This is a genomic window from Paenibacillus sp. FSL R5-0623 (assembly GCF_037974265.1).
Classification (GTDB): domain Bacteria; phylum Bacillota; class Bacilli; order Paenibacillales; family Paenibacillaceae; genus Paenibacillus.
This window is the reverse complement of record NZ_CP150233.1, coordinates 3006503-3024259: the sequence shown is the minus strand read 5'-3', so window position 1 is coordinate 3024259 and position 17757 is coordinate 3006503. Positions and strand designations below refer to the sequence as shown.

Below are 17757 nucleotides of genomic sequence, written 5' to 3'. Positions count from 1 at the left end.
TACCGATTTTTTTGCACGCAAAAAACCTAAGCCTTGAGCAAGGGGGCACAATGGTCCTGACCTTCTCATGACTTAGGTTTTGCCTGCATAACCAGTAACAATCCCAGTTAAATCGTATTCAAATCCTGTTAATCACATATTATTATAATTAAACCATTTTTGTCAACATTTAAATATTATCGATTAACCACTCGTTCGATATGAACCGTCAGATACAATTTTTCTTCATTGGTCAGCTCATGGTTGTATTCCTTTTTGACAAACAACTCAATTTTCTCCGTACACGCTGCGGCATCCGGATGTTTCTCCTTAATCATGTCATAGAAATGATCATAGTTGTTGTCGTAATGCGTACCACTGAGCACACGCTGGGAGAAGAACTTCAGATGTGTGATAAAGCGAAAATAACTGAGAGAGTCCTCATCAAATTCCATTTTGAAATGATATTTCGCTATATTAATAATCTGCTGGATAAACTTCGTAATATTCATCGTTGTAATAACTTCTTCGTTCATCTCTGCGTTGACAATATGAAGGGCAATAAAAGCGGCTTCATCGGGTGGAAGCTCAATATTCATGCGGGTGTTGATCTGTTCAAGCGTCCTCAGTCCCAGTTCGAATTCGGGCTTATACAATTGCTTAATCTCCCACATTAATGCGTTCTTGATCTCCACCCCTTCCCGATAGCGTTCAATCGCGAAGTTAATATGATCCGTAAGGGATACATAGATGTTCTCATTCAGCTTTCGGCCCAGATTCTCACGCGCATACGTGATGATCTCTTCCACAATTTCAATCAGTTCCATCGGAACTTCGCGCAGCAGCATTTTGAAATTATCCGATGTTTGTTTGTTTTTCAATGCAAATACTTTCTGGATGCGGGTCTCGTCTACTTTGTCCCCCGGCTTTTTCTTAAAGGCAATCCCACGTCCCATCACCACAAGCTCTGCTCCATCCGCCTGATAGATGCTAATGACGTTATTGTTGATAACCTTTGCTATTTTCACTTCAATCCCCCCGTCACGTTCCACTCTCTTGGCAGTTATACATCGTCTTTTGGGCATACAAAAAAAACCTGAAGCATCACAAAATAAACAAGACATGGTGGTCTGCTTTTTTTGGTGCTTAGGTTTTGCCTACTTCGAGTAGTAACAATCCCAGAAACGATATAATTGCGTCAAGTATAGCGCGAACCTGACTATATGTCAACGCTTTCAATGTGAGGACAATCGGAAGTCCCATGGTTATACAAATTGAACTAGAGGAATATTTACACTAGCTACTCCGATGACAGAACAACCTTCCGATCGCTGTTATCCCCAGATTTTTCCTGTCCTCTCCGTTTTGTGTAAATGTTTAGCTCAATTTATATAGATGAAACTTCCGATGTTTTATTGCCGTACAAACCATTTTAATTCAGAAAAATATAAACTAAGCGTCACCCAGGTTTGTTCCGTTGGATTCGATCACATTTTTATACCACTCAAAACTTTTCTTCTTCAGCCGTGTCAGCTCACCTTGACCTTCATTATTACGGTCCACGTAAATGTAGCCATAACGTTTTCTCATCTCACCTGAGGATGCACTCACAATATCAATAGGTCCCCAGCTGGTGTAACCGATGATGTTAACCCCATCCTGAATGGCCTCACCCATTTCAGCTACATGTCGTTTCAAGTAGTCAATCCGGTACGCATCATCTACTTCACCTTCCGGTGTAACCACGTCATTGGCGCCAAATCCATTCTCAACAACAAACAGCGGCTTCTGATAACGATCATGTAGTTGATTGGCGGTAATACGGAATCCTTTGGGATCAATCGTCCAGCCCCACTCGGACTTCGCCAGATATGGATTGGCAACCGAGCCAAATACATTACCACTGGTCATATTTTTGATAACTTCCGGATCGGTACTAGTTGTACGACTTGAATAATAGCTGAACCCGATATAATCTACGGTATGATTCTTCAAGATTTCTGCATCACCCGGCTGCATAACAATGTTCAACCCGTGATCCTTGAAGAAACGTTTGGCGTAACCCGGATATTCCCCACGTGACTGCACATCGATGAAGAAATAGGACTCTCTATCTTTTTCCATGCCCTGGAACACATCTTCCGGATTACAGGTATACGGATAGAAGCTTCCTGCGGCGAGCATACACCCAATCATGGCACCGGGAATAATCTCATGACATGCCTTGACTGCCAATGCACTTGCAACCAGTTGATGGTGAGCAGCCTGATATTGAATTTCCTTGATGTTATCCCCTTCATTAAACGCCAGTCCCGCCCCAAGGAACGGAAGATGTAACAGCATGTTGATCTCATTAAATGTCATCCAGTATTTCACCTTGTCTTTGTAGCGAGTGAATACCGTTGTAGCGTAAGTCTCGAAAAGAGTTACCAGTTCACGACTTCTCCAGCTGCCATACTTCTCGATCAGATGCACAGGCACATCGAAGTGAGCCAATGTAACCACAGGTTCAATTCCGTTTTTCAACAATTCATCAAATAGGTTATCGTAAAATTGTAATCCCGCTTCATTGGGCTGTGCATCCTCTCCTGTCGGGAAAATCCGTGCCCAAGCAATGGAGACACGCAGTGCTTTGAATCCCATTTCTGCAAATAGAGCAATATCTTCGGGGTAACGGTGATAGAAGTCAATCGCTTCATGTGAAGGATAGAACTCGGTAGCGAGCGGCGTAAAGGCCGGAACATGACCTTTCATAATACTTCTGCGATTCTCTCCGGTAGGCAGCAAGTCAACGATACTCAGCCCTTTGCCATCTTCCAGATACGCGCCCTCCGCCTGATTGGCAGCAATCGCTCCACCCCACAGAAAGTCTTTAGGAAATGTAAAATTCGTCATCATCATTCTCCTTCCAAATATGTAATTCAGCTATCCGCTCAAATCCTTAGAATATTAAAAAGACAAAATATTTAAGTTAAACTACACAATTACACATAAACGGAGAGGACAGAAAAAATCTGGAGAAGCAAAGCTAAAAGCTTTCAATGGAAAGCTACTTCGTAAGCATAAACTCGCCTTAATCACCGGATTTACCCTTTAAAAAAGGGATCAAAAAATCTGGGGATAACAGCGATTGGAAGATTGTTCTGGCCGCGCAGTCGTCTCGTGTAAAATCGGTTGTTCAACTTAAATAGAAAAAACCCGAACCAGCCTGGATACACGAAATTGTGTAAACAAGCCAGCTCAGGTTATGCCCATATCGGTAACATTCCCAGGTCATGATTATGCGGATTGGATAAAACTTTAGCAAGAATCAGAACAGTTGTCAACTTCTTGAAACCGGTTTAGCTTCGAATTGCCTACTACGATATTTGATAGAACGTAGCACATGTGCCGCCAAGAATCATCTGTTGATCTGATATGGGTAGGGCATTAATGTGATTCATAATGAGACCGTATACTTCAGAATACGTAGCTGAAACGTTACTCACGGGCCAGTCGGATCCGAACATTAACCGTTTCGCACCAAAGGCTTCTATGGCGATATTCAGATAGGCTGTAAAGTCGCTCGGAGTCCAATTTGCCCAGTCTGCTTCCGTCACCATCCCTGAAAGTTTACAGTACGCATTAGGTTGTGCGGCCAATGACTCAAGCGCTTCTTTCCATGGTGAGAGTATACCTGATTTTATGTCGGGTTTGGCTAGATGATCAAGTACAAATCGTTGTTCAGGAAACGTCTTAACCAGTTCAACGGCATAAGGCAGTTGCTCCTTGGACACCAACAGATCATAGGCCATATCATACTCCTTAAGCAATGAAATTCCGCGCTGAAAGTCTTCTCTCAATACATAATCCAGATCAGGTTCATCCTGTATGACATGACGTACGCCCTTCAGATATGGATTGGACGCGAACAGTTCAAGCTGCTTCCGAACTTCATCTGAACAAAGGTCCACCCATCCAACAACACCTTTGATACATTCATGCCGATCTGCCAACTGCAGAAGCCACTCGGTTTCTGTCAGTGATTGTCTGGCTTGTACCGCAATACATCCATCCAGTCCGGATTGGACCAATAAAGGTTCAAGATCTTCCGGAAGAAAAGATTGACGAATGGCTTTCATCTCTTCGCCAATCCATCCGTACTCGGCGACATTGTATTCCCAGAAATGTTGATGTGCATCCAGCTTCATATTAGATCCCTCCCAGGGTATTTAAATCTAATTATCATTCAAAAGCAATCACTGATTTTCACATGATTTTTATTCCAATTGTGCAGGTATTGTCCAATATTAAATCATGATATAGTAAATTACGAAAACGCTTTCAGTACATAAATCGGTGGTGATTCCAGTATTACACAAGTGAACTTTTGTTTGCGTTGAACTCTATTTCCACCCTGCTTAACCGCTATTCATGTTCAACCATTCTCTATTCGAAGGAGACTATATTAATGAAAAAAACCCGCAAATCAGTCTTATCTCTTACGCTCGTGACTGCCATGATTCTATCTCTATTCTCCTCTGCTATGGCTTCAGCTGCAACTGACAACAGCGAACAGGCCAATACCTCAGCCGCGCCAAGCAAAATGCAGGCCTACGTGAACGCCATGGAGCCTGGCTGGAATCTGGGTAACTCTCTGGATGCCGTTGGTGAAGATGAGACAGCCTGGGGCAACCCGCGCATTACGAAGGAACTAATTCAGTCGATCGCTGCTGAGGGCTACAACAGTATCCGTATTCCTGTGACCTGGGAAGCCCACATTGGTGACGCACCCAACTACACAATTGATTCCGCTTACATGAATCGGGTTCAAGAAGTAGTAAACTGGGCCCTCGATGCCGATCTCTACGTCATGATCAATCTTCACCATGATTCCTGGCGCTGGATCAGTTACATGGAGAAAGACCATGACAACGTGCTTGCACGTTACAACGCTGCTTGGACTCAGATTGCGGACAAATTCAAAGATGCATCCGATAAACTCATGTTCGAGAGTGTTAACGAACCACGTTTCTCCGAAGGCGGCACAACGGATGCAGCGATTGGATATCGCATGCTGGACGAGTTAAATACTTCTTTTCACAAGATCGTAAGAACTTCGGGTGGAAACAACGAGACACGTCCACTTGTGCTTCCAACGATGCATACCTCTTCCGCTCAACCTGATCTGGATGAACTGAATAAGACCATTCAAAAATTGAATGACAGCAATATTATTGCAACCGTTCACTACTACGGGTTCTGGCCATTCAGTGTGAACATCGCAGGTTACACCAAGTATAACGAGGAAGTACAGAAGGACGTTACCGACACATTTGATCGGGTATACAATGCTTTTACAGCGAAAGGCATTCCGGTTATCGTCGGTGAGTATGGCTTGCTTGGTTTTGACCAGCACACAGGTGTTATTGAGCAAGGCGAAAAGCTGAAATTTTTCGAATTTGTTGGACAATATCTGCGTCAAAAACAGATGACAACGATGTTGTGGGATAACGGACAACACTTCGGTCGCACAAGCTTTACTTGGTCTGATCAGGAATTATTTGATACCATGAAAGCCAGCTGGACAGGTCGTTCATCCACAGCCGAAACGGATCTCGTATATCTTAAACAAAATGAAGCCATTCAAGATCAGAAGGTAAAACTCAATCTGAATGGGAACAAATTCAATTCGTTGAAAAATGGTACTTCTCCTCTTGTCAGAGGTAAAGACTATACGATCAAAAAAGATGTACTTACGTTAAAATCCAATCTGTTAACCAAATTGACAGCCTCTGGTGATTTGGGCGTCAATGCCACACTTACAGCTGGATTCAATGAAGGTGCTGACTGGAACTTTAATATCATTAAATATGACACACCTAAGTTGAACGATGCAACAGGCACAACCAGTGCATTTGCCATTCCGACTACGTTTAACGGCAATCAGCTCGCCACGATGGAAGCAACATATGCAAACGGAGAGAACGCCGGTCCACAGAACTGGACTTCGTTCAAGGAATTCTCCTACACATTTAGCCCAGACTACGAACGTAATGTGATTGAACTGAAACCTAACTTCTTCAATGAAACCAATGATGGCGAAGTCACGCTTAAGTTCCATTTCTGGAACGGAGATGTGCTGACGTACAAAATCACGAAAAATGGAACAAGCGTTGTTGGCGTAGCTTCCAAATAAGAACTCATCTAACGTTCTGTTCAGAGCTTTAAGCTCTGGCAGAACGTTTTTTTGTTTCACCAACGACCGAATAACGTACAAGTAACCCTTCATACTTTTACAGTAACTAGGATTGAGGGGGAAATGTCATGTTTAAACGTGTAGACCGTCTTGCCATCGAATTACCCATATCCAATAATCCGGACCCTAATGGAGCTAGTGCAGTTCAGGAGTTGCTTGGTGGAAAGTTCGGGGAAATGTCAACATTAAACAACTATATGTTTCAGTCATTCAATTTCAGAGGCAGATCCAAGCTGCGTCCTTTTTATGACATTGTTGCAAGTATTACCGCAGAGGAATTCGGCCATGTCGAACTTGTCGCCAATACGATTAACCTCATGCTTGAAGGTTCCACTTCACCAGGCGCCCCGGACTCTACCCCGCTACGTGTAGGCAAAGACGCACGGATGACTTCACATTTTATCGAATCGGCTCAGACAGCGCTCCCGTATGACTCCATGGGAAGACCCTGGAATGGTTCATATGTCGTGAGCAGTGGCAATCTGATCTTTGATCTGCTGCATAATTTCTTTCTTGAGTGCGGAGCAAGAACTCACAAAATGAGAGTCTACGAAATGACCGACAACAAAACAGCCCGAGAAATGACAGGTTATCTGCTTGTACGCGGCGGTGTGCATGTTCTTGCGTATGCCAAGGCACTGGAAATTGCAACGGGTGTGGATGTAACGAAGATGTTTCCTATTCCACGACTGGATAACAAAGCTTTTGAAACGACACGTAAGTGGGAAGCGAAGGGTGAGCACCGCAGGTTGTACACGTTCAGCGACAAGGATTATCAGGGCATTGCCCAAATTTGGAAAGGAACACACCCAACCGATGGTGGTAAACTGGAGGCTTTTGCCGGCTTGCCGGGTTATGGAGGGCCAGTGCCTGAGCTACCTGATCTGCCGGAAGAATTTGCGCCAGGGATATCTGCGGAAGATTTGATGCAGATTGCAGAGCGACTGAAACGTCACGCTGGTCTGTAGGATTACGATTAACGTTTGTTTTTCATAGGGCGTCGATTGGATAATCGTAAAATGGTGCTCTCTTGCGTGCTAACTCACTTGGATTACTTAGATCACCAATGATGTTTCTTTAATTTCATACGATTGTACACAAAAAAAGGGAAACGGGTGAGATGAATCTCTCCCCGCTTCCCACTTTACACGCCGCTATTGTGGCTCAGTAAATTTCACTACAAGTACCGCTTCCCCATTGGCTTGAATATGACCTGTTGACGTCGCTGTAACCGTTGCTATCGATTCGTTTCCACTTGGGATCAACACGGGTGTAATCAAAGGCAAACCAGCTGCCTGAATGACATCCATGTCAAATTCAATCAACAACTGTCCTGCAGTTACACGATCTCCGGTATTCACATGCGCGGTAAAACCGTTTCCTTTCAGTCCAACCGTATTAATTCCGATATGAACCAGCATCTGTACACCTGTCTCATGCTCCAGAATCACCGCATGTTTACTCTTGTTCATGACATGTGCGATGACACCATCAAACGGTGCGTACACTTTTCCTTCTGATGGCTCAATGGCAATGCCTTCACCCATGTGTTTTTCCGAGAACGCCGGGTCAGGAACCTGCTCCAGAGCAACGACGGTACCGTTCATTGGCGAAGCTATTTCGAGAAAATCTACCTTAAGACGATTGCTTGTAACGGCAACGGTAACTGAATTAATATGCGGATTAGATTGCTCTGCTTTAACTTCAGTTGATGTTACTCCACTGTTTTCATGGCTCACTGATTCTTCTGCAACTGGTTGATCCTTATATCCGAAGAACCAGGTAAGTGCAAATGCAATAGCCATGGCAACCACGTTGGACAAAATATACAACGGCAGTTGGCTGTTCAGATAAAGCAATGTTCCTGGAATAACCGTTACAGCCATACCTGTACCTTGCAGATGGAACAAGGAAGCGATGAAACCACCTACACCACCACCAACCAGTCCCATAATAAAGGGTTTCATATAACGCAAGTTAACTCCGAAGATGGCTGGCTCGGTAATGCCCAGAAATGCGGACAAGGAAGAAGGTAATGCGAGTGCTTTGAGTTTCATATTTTTGGTCTTCAGACCGACTGCTAGACAAGCCGCTCCTTGTGCTGCCATGGCACAGGTAATGATGGCATTGAACGGATTGAATCCTGTCTTTTCCAGTAGCTGAATCTCCAGGAAATTAAAGATGTGATGTACACCGGTAACGACAATAATCTGATGGAAGAATCCAATGATAATACCTGCGATGCCAAACGGAAGATCCAATACAGCAGTTGTTCCATGCAGCACCCACTCTTCTAGGGAATGGAACACGGGACCAATGGCGAATAGTCCAAGCGTAATCATAACCGTTAACGTAATAAAAGGAGTCAGAATTAAGTCCAGTGCCTCAGGTACCCGTCTTCTTAATACCTTTTCAAACTTGGCTCCAATCAAACCTACAAAGAACGCAGGCAGAACCGATCCTTGATAACCCACGACAGGTATAAAACCGAACATATGCAACGGCTGTGCTGATCCATCTGCCACCGCGTAAGCATTGGGTAAAGCGGGATTAACCAGCATTAGCCCCAGTACGATACCAAGTACCGGACTTCCGCCAAATACGCGGAATGCGGACCACGCTACAAGTGCAGGTAGAAATGCAAAGGCCGTATCCGTCAGGATTTGAGTGAACAACAGGAAATTGGCCGAGATATCATCAGGTGTTGCACCGAATAACGCCAGAATTTCATTCTGGGTAAGTAATCCGCGCAATCCCATGAACAGCCCTGTAGCTACCAGAACGGGAATGATGGGTACAAATACGTCACCAAACGTGCGGATCGCCCGTTGAAAAGCATTTCCTTCTTTTTTCCCCTGGCTCTTTACATCATCCTTAGACGTTCCTTCGATGCCCAGCTTCTCAACCTCTTCAAAGATTCGATTCACTGTTCCCGTACCAAAGATAATCTGATATTGACCTGAGTTGAAAAAAGCGCCTTTCACCTTCTCGATGTTCTCGACCGTTTTCTGATCAATTTTTTCTTTATCTTTCACCATGATGCGAAGACGTGTTGCACAATGTGCAAATGATGCGATATTCTCTTTGCCCCCGATGGCATGAATGACTTCCTGGGCAATGCGTTGATTCTCCGACATGTTATCTCATTCCTCTCACGTAATACTTAATAATTCCATTGAGTTGCTTCAAAATCAGCTTTGCCTCCGTGTGCAAAAAAACGAATGTCCACGCTGTCCCGGCTTGGGAAAATACGACTGGTAAAGACCTCCTCACCATCGTTCACAAAGACCTCGACTGAAGATGCATCTACGAACAGATGGAACTTAATCACTTCCGCAGTAAGTGTGCACTGTCGTACAACACCGTTCTGTTCTGCCAACTTGGCACCAGACATCGTCCGATCCAAGACAACTTTCTGCTGAATCCGATCATACAGAAGAACCGTTTTTTCAGTTCCATTTGCCCGGAGTTCGATGCCTACAATCTCTGCATCTACATGGCTTATCTCACATTTCAGCTCATAGGCAATCCCATTAAAACCAGTGAAAGATCGGCTTTCATTGTCAATCGTTGCGCGAATATGAGTCCCTTCCTCTTGCAGACGCAATTGCACCATCTCTGTAACAGGTAGCTGGATTAGCTTGCCGTCTCGGAGTGACAACTGCCGAGGAATGGTCAGGCAATGAGCCCAACCGCTATCATCGGTCGGATACGCCAGATCGGGAAGTCCCATCCAACCAACCAGAATACGTCTTCCGTCCGGAGCCAGCATCGTCTGCGGAGCATAGAAGTCGAATCCACGATCCAACTCCTGAAATTCACCATGATTGAACTCTCTTGTCTGGAGATTGAGCGGCTCACCGATCAGATAACCGGATTGAAAAATATTCTGATAATGATCTCCCGCAGCGTCTATGCCTTGTGGGGAAAAGACAAGTACACCTTTCCCGTCCATCTCCATATAATCCGGGCACTCCCACATATAGCCAAAGGAGGTTAATTGCGTACGAATTTCACCAAGAAACTCCCAGTTGTTCAGATCAATGGAGCGATACAGCACTGTACATCCCGTCTCGTCTGTTCTCTGCGCACCAATTACACCATAATACGTGTCTCCTTGTTGCCACACTTTGGGATCTCTGAAGTGTTCCGTGTATCCGTCTGGCACAGATGAGATCACTGGATCATTCAGTTTGGATACTGAACCGCTTTCATCCATAACTGCCAAGCATTGATACGGGTGTCTGACCCAAGCCTCATCCCTCGTATTGCCCGTGTATAGCAAGTGCAACTTGCCGTCTTTTTCAATCGCACTGCCTGAATAAGCCCCGTGTGAGTCATACCTGCCACCCGGTTCGATTCCAATCCCGACATTTTCCCAGTTCACCAGATTCTTCGAGCGGGTATGATACCAGTATTTCATGCCATGTTCTGTTCCAAGTGGAAACCACTGATAGAACAGATGATAATAGCCTTGATAATATGCAAAGCCGTTAGGATCATTAAGCAGACCTGTTATCGGCTGAATGTGATAACTCTGTCGCCAAGGACATACGGAGATCTGTGCTTCAAGCTTCGCAACCTCTCCAGGCTCTGCTTGCTCAATTCGTCTGTAGCGTTGCTCTCTAGTCATTTTCATAGCTGTTCTCCATTCCTTGCTTATATAAGTTAGACCAAGAAATTTCACACTGGGACTACGATGGCAGAACAATCCTCCGATCGCTGTTATCCCCAGATTTCCTGATCCCTTTTCTATAGGGTGAAATCCGGTTCTAAAGGCGAACACTACGTTTCTTCAGATTTTTTCTGCCCTCTACGTACATGTTTATTTCTTATTTAACTTATACGAAAATCAAATTATAGGAACCGGTTCCATTAGACGCAAAAAAATAATTCCATATGGCATAAATGCCTGACCAATTTGCTTATCCGAATTTTACATTCGCATTGGAACCGGTTCGATGGAATTATCATAAAGGATGTTTTTATAATTTGTCAACGCTTTCTCGAGGAATTAGTTCTACGTCCAGTGTTGTTCGTTCCTCCACCGACTCGCCTTTGACCAGACGAATAATGTGATTCGCCGCTACTTTGCCCGCCTGCAAATAATGATATTTCACAGTCGTCAGCGTGGGGTGAATCATCTCCGTAATATCATATCCGCCAAATCCGGTAACAGACAAATCTTGCGGTATGCGGATTTTATTGGAGAATGCAATCTTCATCACACCCAGTGCAATATTATCCGTAGCCCCCACGATGATCGTTGGTGTGATTTCTTTCAGAATGGCTTCAGCGGTAATGATGGCTTCAGACATCTTGAAGCTTGTCTCATAATACTTCACTTCACATCCACCACACTCGGCGATTGCTCTCTGGAATCCTTGTTTACGATAGACCCCTACCGCCCGATCCTTCTCGCTAACCCCCATATACACGATCTTGCGATGACCCTGTTCGACGACATATTTGCCCATCTCATAACCTGCCTGGTCATCATTGTGAACCAGACTATGTAGTTGCTCATGCTGCTGCCCCACCAACAACACGGGGATACGTATGTCCTCCACTGCTTTCAGATGTGCTTCAGTCACTTCAGCAGCCAGCAGTATAATACCCGACACCTTCTGTCGTGCAAAATCATAGATGGCATCAATCTCGCGCTGCATGTCCTGACTCGTATTTGCGATAAGCATCTGATACTGATTACTCCGCAGTTCTTCATCAATTCCGATCAATGTCTGTGATGTTGCAAAAGAATCCAGTCGCGGCACTACCGTACCGATAATACTGGTCTTCTTTGCCTTGAGACTCTGTGCAAATGTGTTGGGAACATAATTGTATTGTTTGATGATGCGCTCAATCTTCTGGCGTGTATCTTCACTAACCGAACCGCCGTTCAGAAAGCGAGAGACCGTGCTTTTTGCCACACCTGCCATCTGAGCGATATCAGAAATCGTTTTATTCATAAAGACTCCTCTTATTTCATTAGCTGGTTTACCTTTTATTATACTTCGAATCGCAAACCCATGGCGAATTTGATTCAACTCCATTTATTGCACGTCTATGGTACATTCCCGATGTAATAGCAAAAGCCCGATGGCAATGTGACTTCATACCGAAGTATGATCCACATTCATCAGGCTGTTAAGCTTCCATATACACGTTTGCACAGACCATTAGGGCAAGAATAATCCCTATCCCTGCTGACTTAGACCTCAATAATAATTGGCAAGATCATAGGTCTTCTCTTTGTTTGCGCGTAAATATAGTGACCGATCTCGTCTTTCAGCTTTCTTTTGATCACATTCCACTGATTCACCCCAGCCCCGGTCAACTCATCCATCCGGTTTAGAACAAGCTCATGGATCTCACGCATGAATTCTTCCGAATCCTTAACAAATACAAACCCTCTGGAGATAATTTCGGGTGACGTGACCATCTGTTTCTCCGTTTTGCTCAGTGTGGTTACGATCACCAGCATGCCATCGGAGGATAATTGCCTGCGGTCACGCAGTACAATATTGCCGACATCACCCATGATCAGACCGTCTACGAGACTATTCCCTGATGCAATTTTGGGACCCAGCGAAGCAATGCCGTCTTTGTACTGGACCATATCCCCATTATTCACGATAAACACATGATCACGGTCTATACCTACGGATTCAGCAAGCAGTCTGTGTTGATACAACATGCGAAACTCACCGTGGATCGGAATCAGATAATCCGGTTTCATCAGGGTAAGCATCAATTTGAGTTCTTCCTGACTGCCGTGTCCCGATACATGCATCCCAGCTGCACCACTTGAACCATATATCACACGTGCTCCAAGAACATACAGGTTATCAATTACATGTGCAAGATTCCGTTCATTACCCGGAATGGCACCGGCAGCAATAATGACCGTGTCCCCGGCGTTAATTCTTACGTGAGGATGTTTACCGGATGCCAAACGTGACAAGGCTGCCATCGCTTCTCCCTGGCTACCAGTGCATAATACAACAACTTGTTCAGGTGGAAACTGATCCGAATCGATAGCTTCAATCAATAATCCGTCAGGAACTTGCAAATACCCCAATTCACTGGCCACCGATACCACATTCACCATACTTCTGCCCAACAGTGCCAGTTTGCGGCCCGTCTCGAATGCTGCATTCACAATCTGCTGTACCCTGCTGACATTCGACGCAAAGGTAGAGATAAATACTTTTTGTTTTGCACGGATAAAGGCATCCAGAATGTGGTCTCCCACAACACGCTCGGAAGGTGTAAATCCGGGTCTTTCTGCATTGGTACTCTCGGAGAGCAAAATATGGACACCCTGTTTGCCAATCTCGGCCATGCGGTGCAGATCTGGGAAAGGTCCATGTACAGGCGACATATCAAATTTGAAATCTCCGGTATGCACAACATTGCCTGTTGGGGTCTGAAAAAAGATACCAAGACAATCCGGTATACTATGACTCGTTGCGAAAAAGGAAACCTCGATTCCTCCCAGCGTAATGCTGGAATGAGCATCGATCGTATGCAGGTCCGCCTTGCGTAGCAGCCCATGCTCTTTCAGTTTAAGCTCGATTAGCCCACGAGTGAGCCTGGATGCATACACCGGGATGTTCATTTGTTTTAACAAATAAGGAATACCACCAATGTGATCTTCATGTCCGTGAGTAACCACAAGACCCCTTACTTTATCCAGATTGTCCAGCAGATACGCTACATCCGGAATGATCAGATCAATACCAGGCAATGTCTCATCGGGAAACTTCGAACCACAGTCAATCACGATGATGTCCTGATTGTACTGGATGAAATACATATTCTTCCCTATTTCATTCACGCCGCCAAGTGCAGCGATATACAGTTTGTTGTGAGATAGATTCAACTCCATTATTCCTCCTCTGCGTGGCAATCGTATACGATACAGATCCATATTCCTAGTATGGAAGCAATCGCCTTACTTATGCATTTCAATGTGATTATGCCAAAAAAACCACCACGGAATTTTCATTCCATAGTGGTTTATACGAAACTTAAATACAGTTACACCAATGATTTATCACGCTGTAGTAATACGTCTTGTTCATAGGTTTTGATATCGGTGATCCACTTTTCACGAACTGGAACGCCTTGCTGAGCACAATAGTAGTCCCAGATCGCGCCAAACGGATAAGATTTGAACTCTTCCGTTAAGGCAAGGCGCAACGTGTAATCCCCTTCCAACTCGGCTTGTTTCAAGGCATCCACAGGTTCGAGCATCGCTCGGAGAAGGGCTTTAATCGTGTTGCGAGTACCCACAACCCATGCAGCTACACGGTTAATACTTGCATCAAAGAAATCCAGTCCAATATGTGTGGTCGCAAGCAGATCATGTCGAACCAGTTCACGGGCAATTTCCAGCAGCTCATCGTCCATGATTACCACATGGTCACTATCCCAGCGCATCGGTCGGCTTACGTGAAGCAGAATGCCACTTGTAAACAAAGACAAGGAAGACAGTTTATTGGAAATAACTTCAGTTGGATGGAAATGACCCGCATCCAGGCAGATTAACGTATCATTTTGCAAACCGTAACCCATATAGAATTCATGAGAGCCCACCACATATGCTTCCGAACCCAGACCAAAGAGCTTACTCTCTACCGCGTCCAGATTGTGCTCTGGATTAAGCGGTTCGGCGAATACTTGATCCAGCGATTCTTTGAGACGTTTGCGTGGTGTCAACCGGTCAACTGGATTATCCTTGAATCCATCCGGGACCCATACATTGGTTACACAAGTCTGACCAAGCTGTTCCCCGAAATAAGCACCAATCCGGCGGGATGCCTTGCAGTGATCAATCCAGAACTTGCGAATTTCAGGATCTGGATGACTGAGCGTGAACCCGTCACTTGATTTTTCATGGGAAAAACATGTTGGGTTGAAGTCCAGACCGAGTCCTTGTTCTTTGGCCCACTTCACCCAGTTCTCATAATGCTTCGGTTCAATCTGATCCAGTTCAACCTGCTCGTCTGTATCCGTGTAGATCGCGTGCAGATTGACCTTATGTTTGCCGGGAATCAGAGCAAAAGCTTGCTCCAGATCATTACGAAGCTCTGCAGGTGTGGTCGCAGCCCCCGGATATTGACCTGTAACGGAAATACCACCTGTTAACTCCCCATCTTTATTCAGAAAGCCTTTGACATCATCGCCTTGCCAGCAGTGTACAGATACTTTGATCTCCGCAAGTTTGTTCAGCACCTCGTCTGTATCAATTCCGTGCTGGGCATACAACGCCTTGGCTGCTTCATACGCTTGCTTGACTTGGTTATCCATCCGCAAGAACCCTCCTATTTTAACGTGTAAATGCTGCCGGTACACCGCCATCAATGGTCATCATGCAACCGGTTGTTTTTTCGGATTTCGAAGAAGCAAAGAATGCAATTCCTTCTGCAATATCTCTTGGATAGATATTCACGAGCAATGTCGTCCGTTTGCGATAATACTCTTCCAATTGATCCGGTTCAATTCCATATGCAGCTGCTCGTTCATTTCTCCAGGAACCGTTCCAGATTGCTGAACCCTGTAGAATGGCATCTGGAAGAATCGTGTTGACACGAATGCCATACTCTCCACCTTCTGCTGCAATACAACGTGCCAGATGTGCTTCCAGCGCTTTTGCTGAGCTGTAAGCAGAAGCACTTTTACCTGCATACACCGAGTTTTTGGACCCGATAAATACCATGCTTCCCCCAATGCCCTGTTGTTTCATCAGCTTGAATGCTTCGCGAGCCACAAGGAAATATCCTGTACCCAGAACATTCATATTCAGGTTCCATTCCTTCAGGGACGTTTCGTCAAATGGGCTGGATGTGGCCAATCCGGCATTGTTCACGATAATATCCACTCCGCCATATTGCACCGCAACATCAGCATACGCAGATTGAACGGCTTCCTCATCGGTGACGTCCATTTTCAGGGCATAAGCACGATTCGTACCGTACTGATCATTGATTTCCTGTGCTACTTTCTGTGCGCCCTCCAGGTTGAGATCAGCAAGCACCACATGTGCGCCTTCAGATACCAATCTGCGTGCTGTTTCACTTCCGATCCCGCCTGCGCCACCTGTGATAAACGCCACTTTGCGTGAGAACTCCGTTTCGGCCGGAGCCAGAGACAATTTGTACAATTCCAGCGGCCAGTATTCCACATTGTAAGATTCGTTTGCACTGAGTGATACGAATTGACCCAGGCTAGTAGCTCCACGCATAACGGCAATCGCTCTATGATACAACGCTCCGCTTACTTGGGAAAGCGCCCAGCTCTTACCTGTGTTGATCATGCCCACACCTGGAATGAGGATTACGCGAGGTGCCGCTTCGAACATGACATCACCTTCGTTTTTGTTGCTCTCAAAATACTGCTGATATTGCTCTTTGTAGGCAGCCACACCTTCTACCAGCTTGGCTTTTAAACCTTCAATATCTTCCGCATTGGGTGTCCAATCAATGAACAGAGGTACCACTTTGGTATGTACCAGATGATCCGGGCAAGCTGCGCCCACCTGAGACAATTCCGGGGAATCTGCTCCGCCCACAAAAGCAAGTACGTCCTCTTGATCATCAAAGGACAAAATCATTTTTTTGCTATCCGATACCGCTCCACGAATCGTTGGCATTACACGTGATACGATCTGACGCCGAACATCAGCGGCAAGTGCCGGGTGTTTCACACCACCAAACAAACTTCCTTCGTCCACCCGTGCTTCGATGAATGCTTCCGCTTCATTGATAATCTTGATTGTCTGAGCGTAACATTCTTCGGATGTTTCACCCCAAGTGACAAGTCCGTGTTTTTCCATCAATACGAGTTCGGCATTGGGATTCGAGAATACGCTTTCAGCAATCATTTTAGATAACGTAAAACCTGGACGTACGTAAGGCACCCATACAAATCGATCACCGTAGATCTCTTTCGCTAATTCCTTGCCGTTATCCGCACAACACAGGCTGATAATGGCATCCGGGTGTGTATGATCCACATGTTTATATGGAAGGAACGCATGCAGCAGAGTCTCGATAGAGGCGCGCGGATGCTTGGCATCAATCATGCAATGTCCCAAATATTCAACCATCTCTTCATCCGACATGGATTCACGTTCAATTAATGGTCGAATGTCTTCGAGCCCAAGTCCGGTAAAATGTTTCGCTTCCATCGAACCCAGATCAGAGCCGCTTCCCTTCACATACATTACTTCTACATCACGACCACGAAAATCCTTCACTGTCGTTTTGGTAGACGTATTACCACCGTAGATGTTACATACACTGCGATCAGATCCAATCAGATTGGATCGGTAAACCAACTGCTCAAGTCCTGTTGTTTTCTCAGAAGCCTGTGATGCATCCCATAAACTCTGTACCATTATTCGTTTCCCTCCGATAATGTTTGTTTTATTCCTAATCCGAGTTTATCATCTTTGTTTTGTTTTGAAAACAAAAGATTTTAAATATAAACGGAAAAATTCAAAAGTCATTATAGATTGAGCTATTTTATTAAAA

The 17757-nt window shown here is 45.0% G+C and carries 11 protein-coding genes; 2 read left to right on the top strand and 9 right to left on the bottom strand.

Translation table 11 applies throughout. From position 1 onward, the window contains the following. Positions 1-176 precede the first annotated feature (176 nt). The 3 genes from MKY92_RS13330 to MKY92_RS13320 form a co-directional block, all read right to left on the bottom strand. Entirely contained in the window at positions 177-1007 is an 831-nt protein-coding gene (locus MKY92_RS13330; protein ID WP_215075086.1) for a PRD domain-containing protein, read from the bottom strand. Positions 1008-1431: 424 nt separating this feature from the next. Beyond that, complete coding sequence (locus MKY92_RS13325; protein WP_339301781.1) at positions 1432-2874, bottom strand: 6-phospho-beta-glucosidase; 1443 nt, start codon at positions 2872-2874, stop codon at positions 1432-1434. A gap of 464 nt (positions 2875-3338) precedes the next feature. Then, positions 3339-4169, bottom strand: coding sequence for an amidohydrolase family protein (locus MKY92_RS13320; protein WP_339301142.1), 831 nt, complete (start codon positions 4167-4169; stop codon positions 3339-3341). 260 nt (positions 4170-4429) lie between these two features. On the opposite strand from MKY92_RS13320, the gene MKY92_RS13315 reads away from it, so the two are divergent. Further along, the gene (locus MKY92_RS13315) at positions 4430-6157 is read left to right on the top strand and encodes a cellulase family glycosylhydrolase (protein WP_339301141.1); all 1728 of its coding nucleotides are present in this window, start codon (positions 4430-4432) and stop codon (positions 6155-6157) included. Between the two features lie 128 nt (positions 6158-6285). Next, a complete protein-coding gene (locus MKY92_RS13310; protein WP_101313990.1) occupies positions 6286-7185 on the top strand; it encodes a manganese catalase family protein in 900 nt (299 codons plus the stop codon). Positions 7186-7371: 186 nt separating this feature from the next. Here the strand turns inward: MKY92_RS13310 and MKY92_RS13305 are convergent, their stop codons facing one another. The 6 genes from MKY92_RS13305 to MKY92_RS13280 all read right to left on the bottom strand — a co-directional run bounded on the left by MKY92_RS13305 (position 7372) and on the right by MKY92_RS13280 (position 17621). Further along, positions 7372-9354, bottom strand: a complete 1983-nt coding sequence (locus tag MKY92_RS13305; protein WP_339301139.1) for a sucrose-specific PTS transporter subunit IIBC — start codon at positions 9352-9354, stop codon at positions 7372-7374. A gap of 26 nt (positions 9355-9380) precedes the next feature. Next, positions 9381-10856 carry a sucrose-6-phosphate hydrolase gene (locus MKY92_RS13300; protein ID WP_339301137.1) on the bottom strand — a complete coding sequence of 492 codons (1476 nt, stop codon included), beginning with the start codon at positions 10854-10856 and terminating at the stop codon, positions 9381-9383. Between the two features lie 346 nt (positions 10857-11202). After that, a complete protein-coding gene (locus tag MKY92_RS13295) occupies positions 11203-12186 on the bottom strand; it encodes a LacI family DNA-binding transcriptional regulator (RefSeq protein ID WP_339301135.1) in 984 nt (327 codons plus the stop codon). A 242-nt stretch (positions 12187-12428) separates the two neighbouring features. Next, positions 12429-14108, bottom strand: coding sequence for a ribonuclease J (locus MKY92_RS13290; RefSeq protein WP_339301133.1), 1680 nt, complete (start codon positions 14106-14108; stop codon positions 12429-12431). 152 nt (positions 14109-14260) lie between these two features. After that, positions 14261-15532, bottom strand: a complete 1272-nt coding sequence (rhaA, locus tag MKY92_RS13285; protein ID WP_339301131.1) for an L-rhamnose isomerase — start codon at positions 15530-15532, stop codon at positions 14261-14263. A gap of 19 nt (positions 15533-15551) precedes the next feature. Continuing rightward, complete coding sequence (locus MKY92_RS13280) at positions 15552-17621, bottom strand: bifunctional aldolase/short-chain dehydrogenase (RefSeq protein WP_339301129.1); 2070 nt, start codon at positions 17619-17621, stop codon at positions 15552-15554. Between the last annotated feature and the right edge of the window lie 136 nt (positions 17622-17757).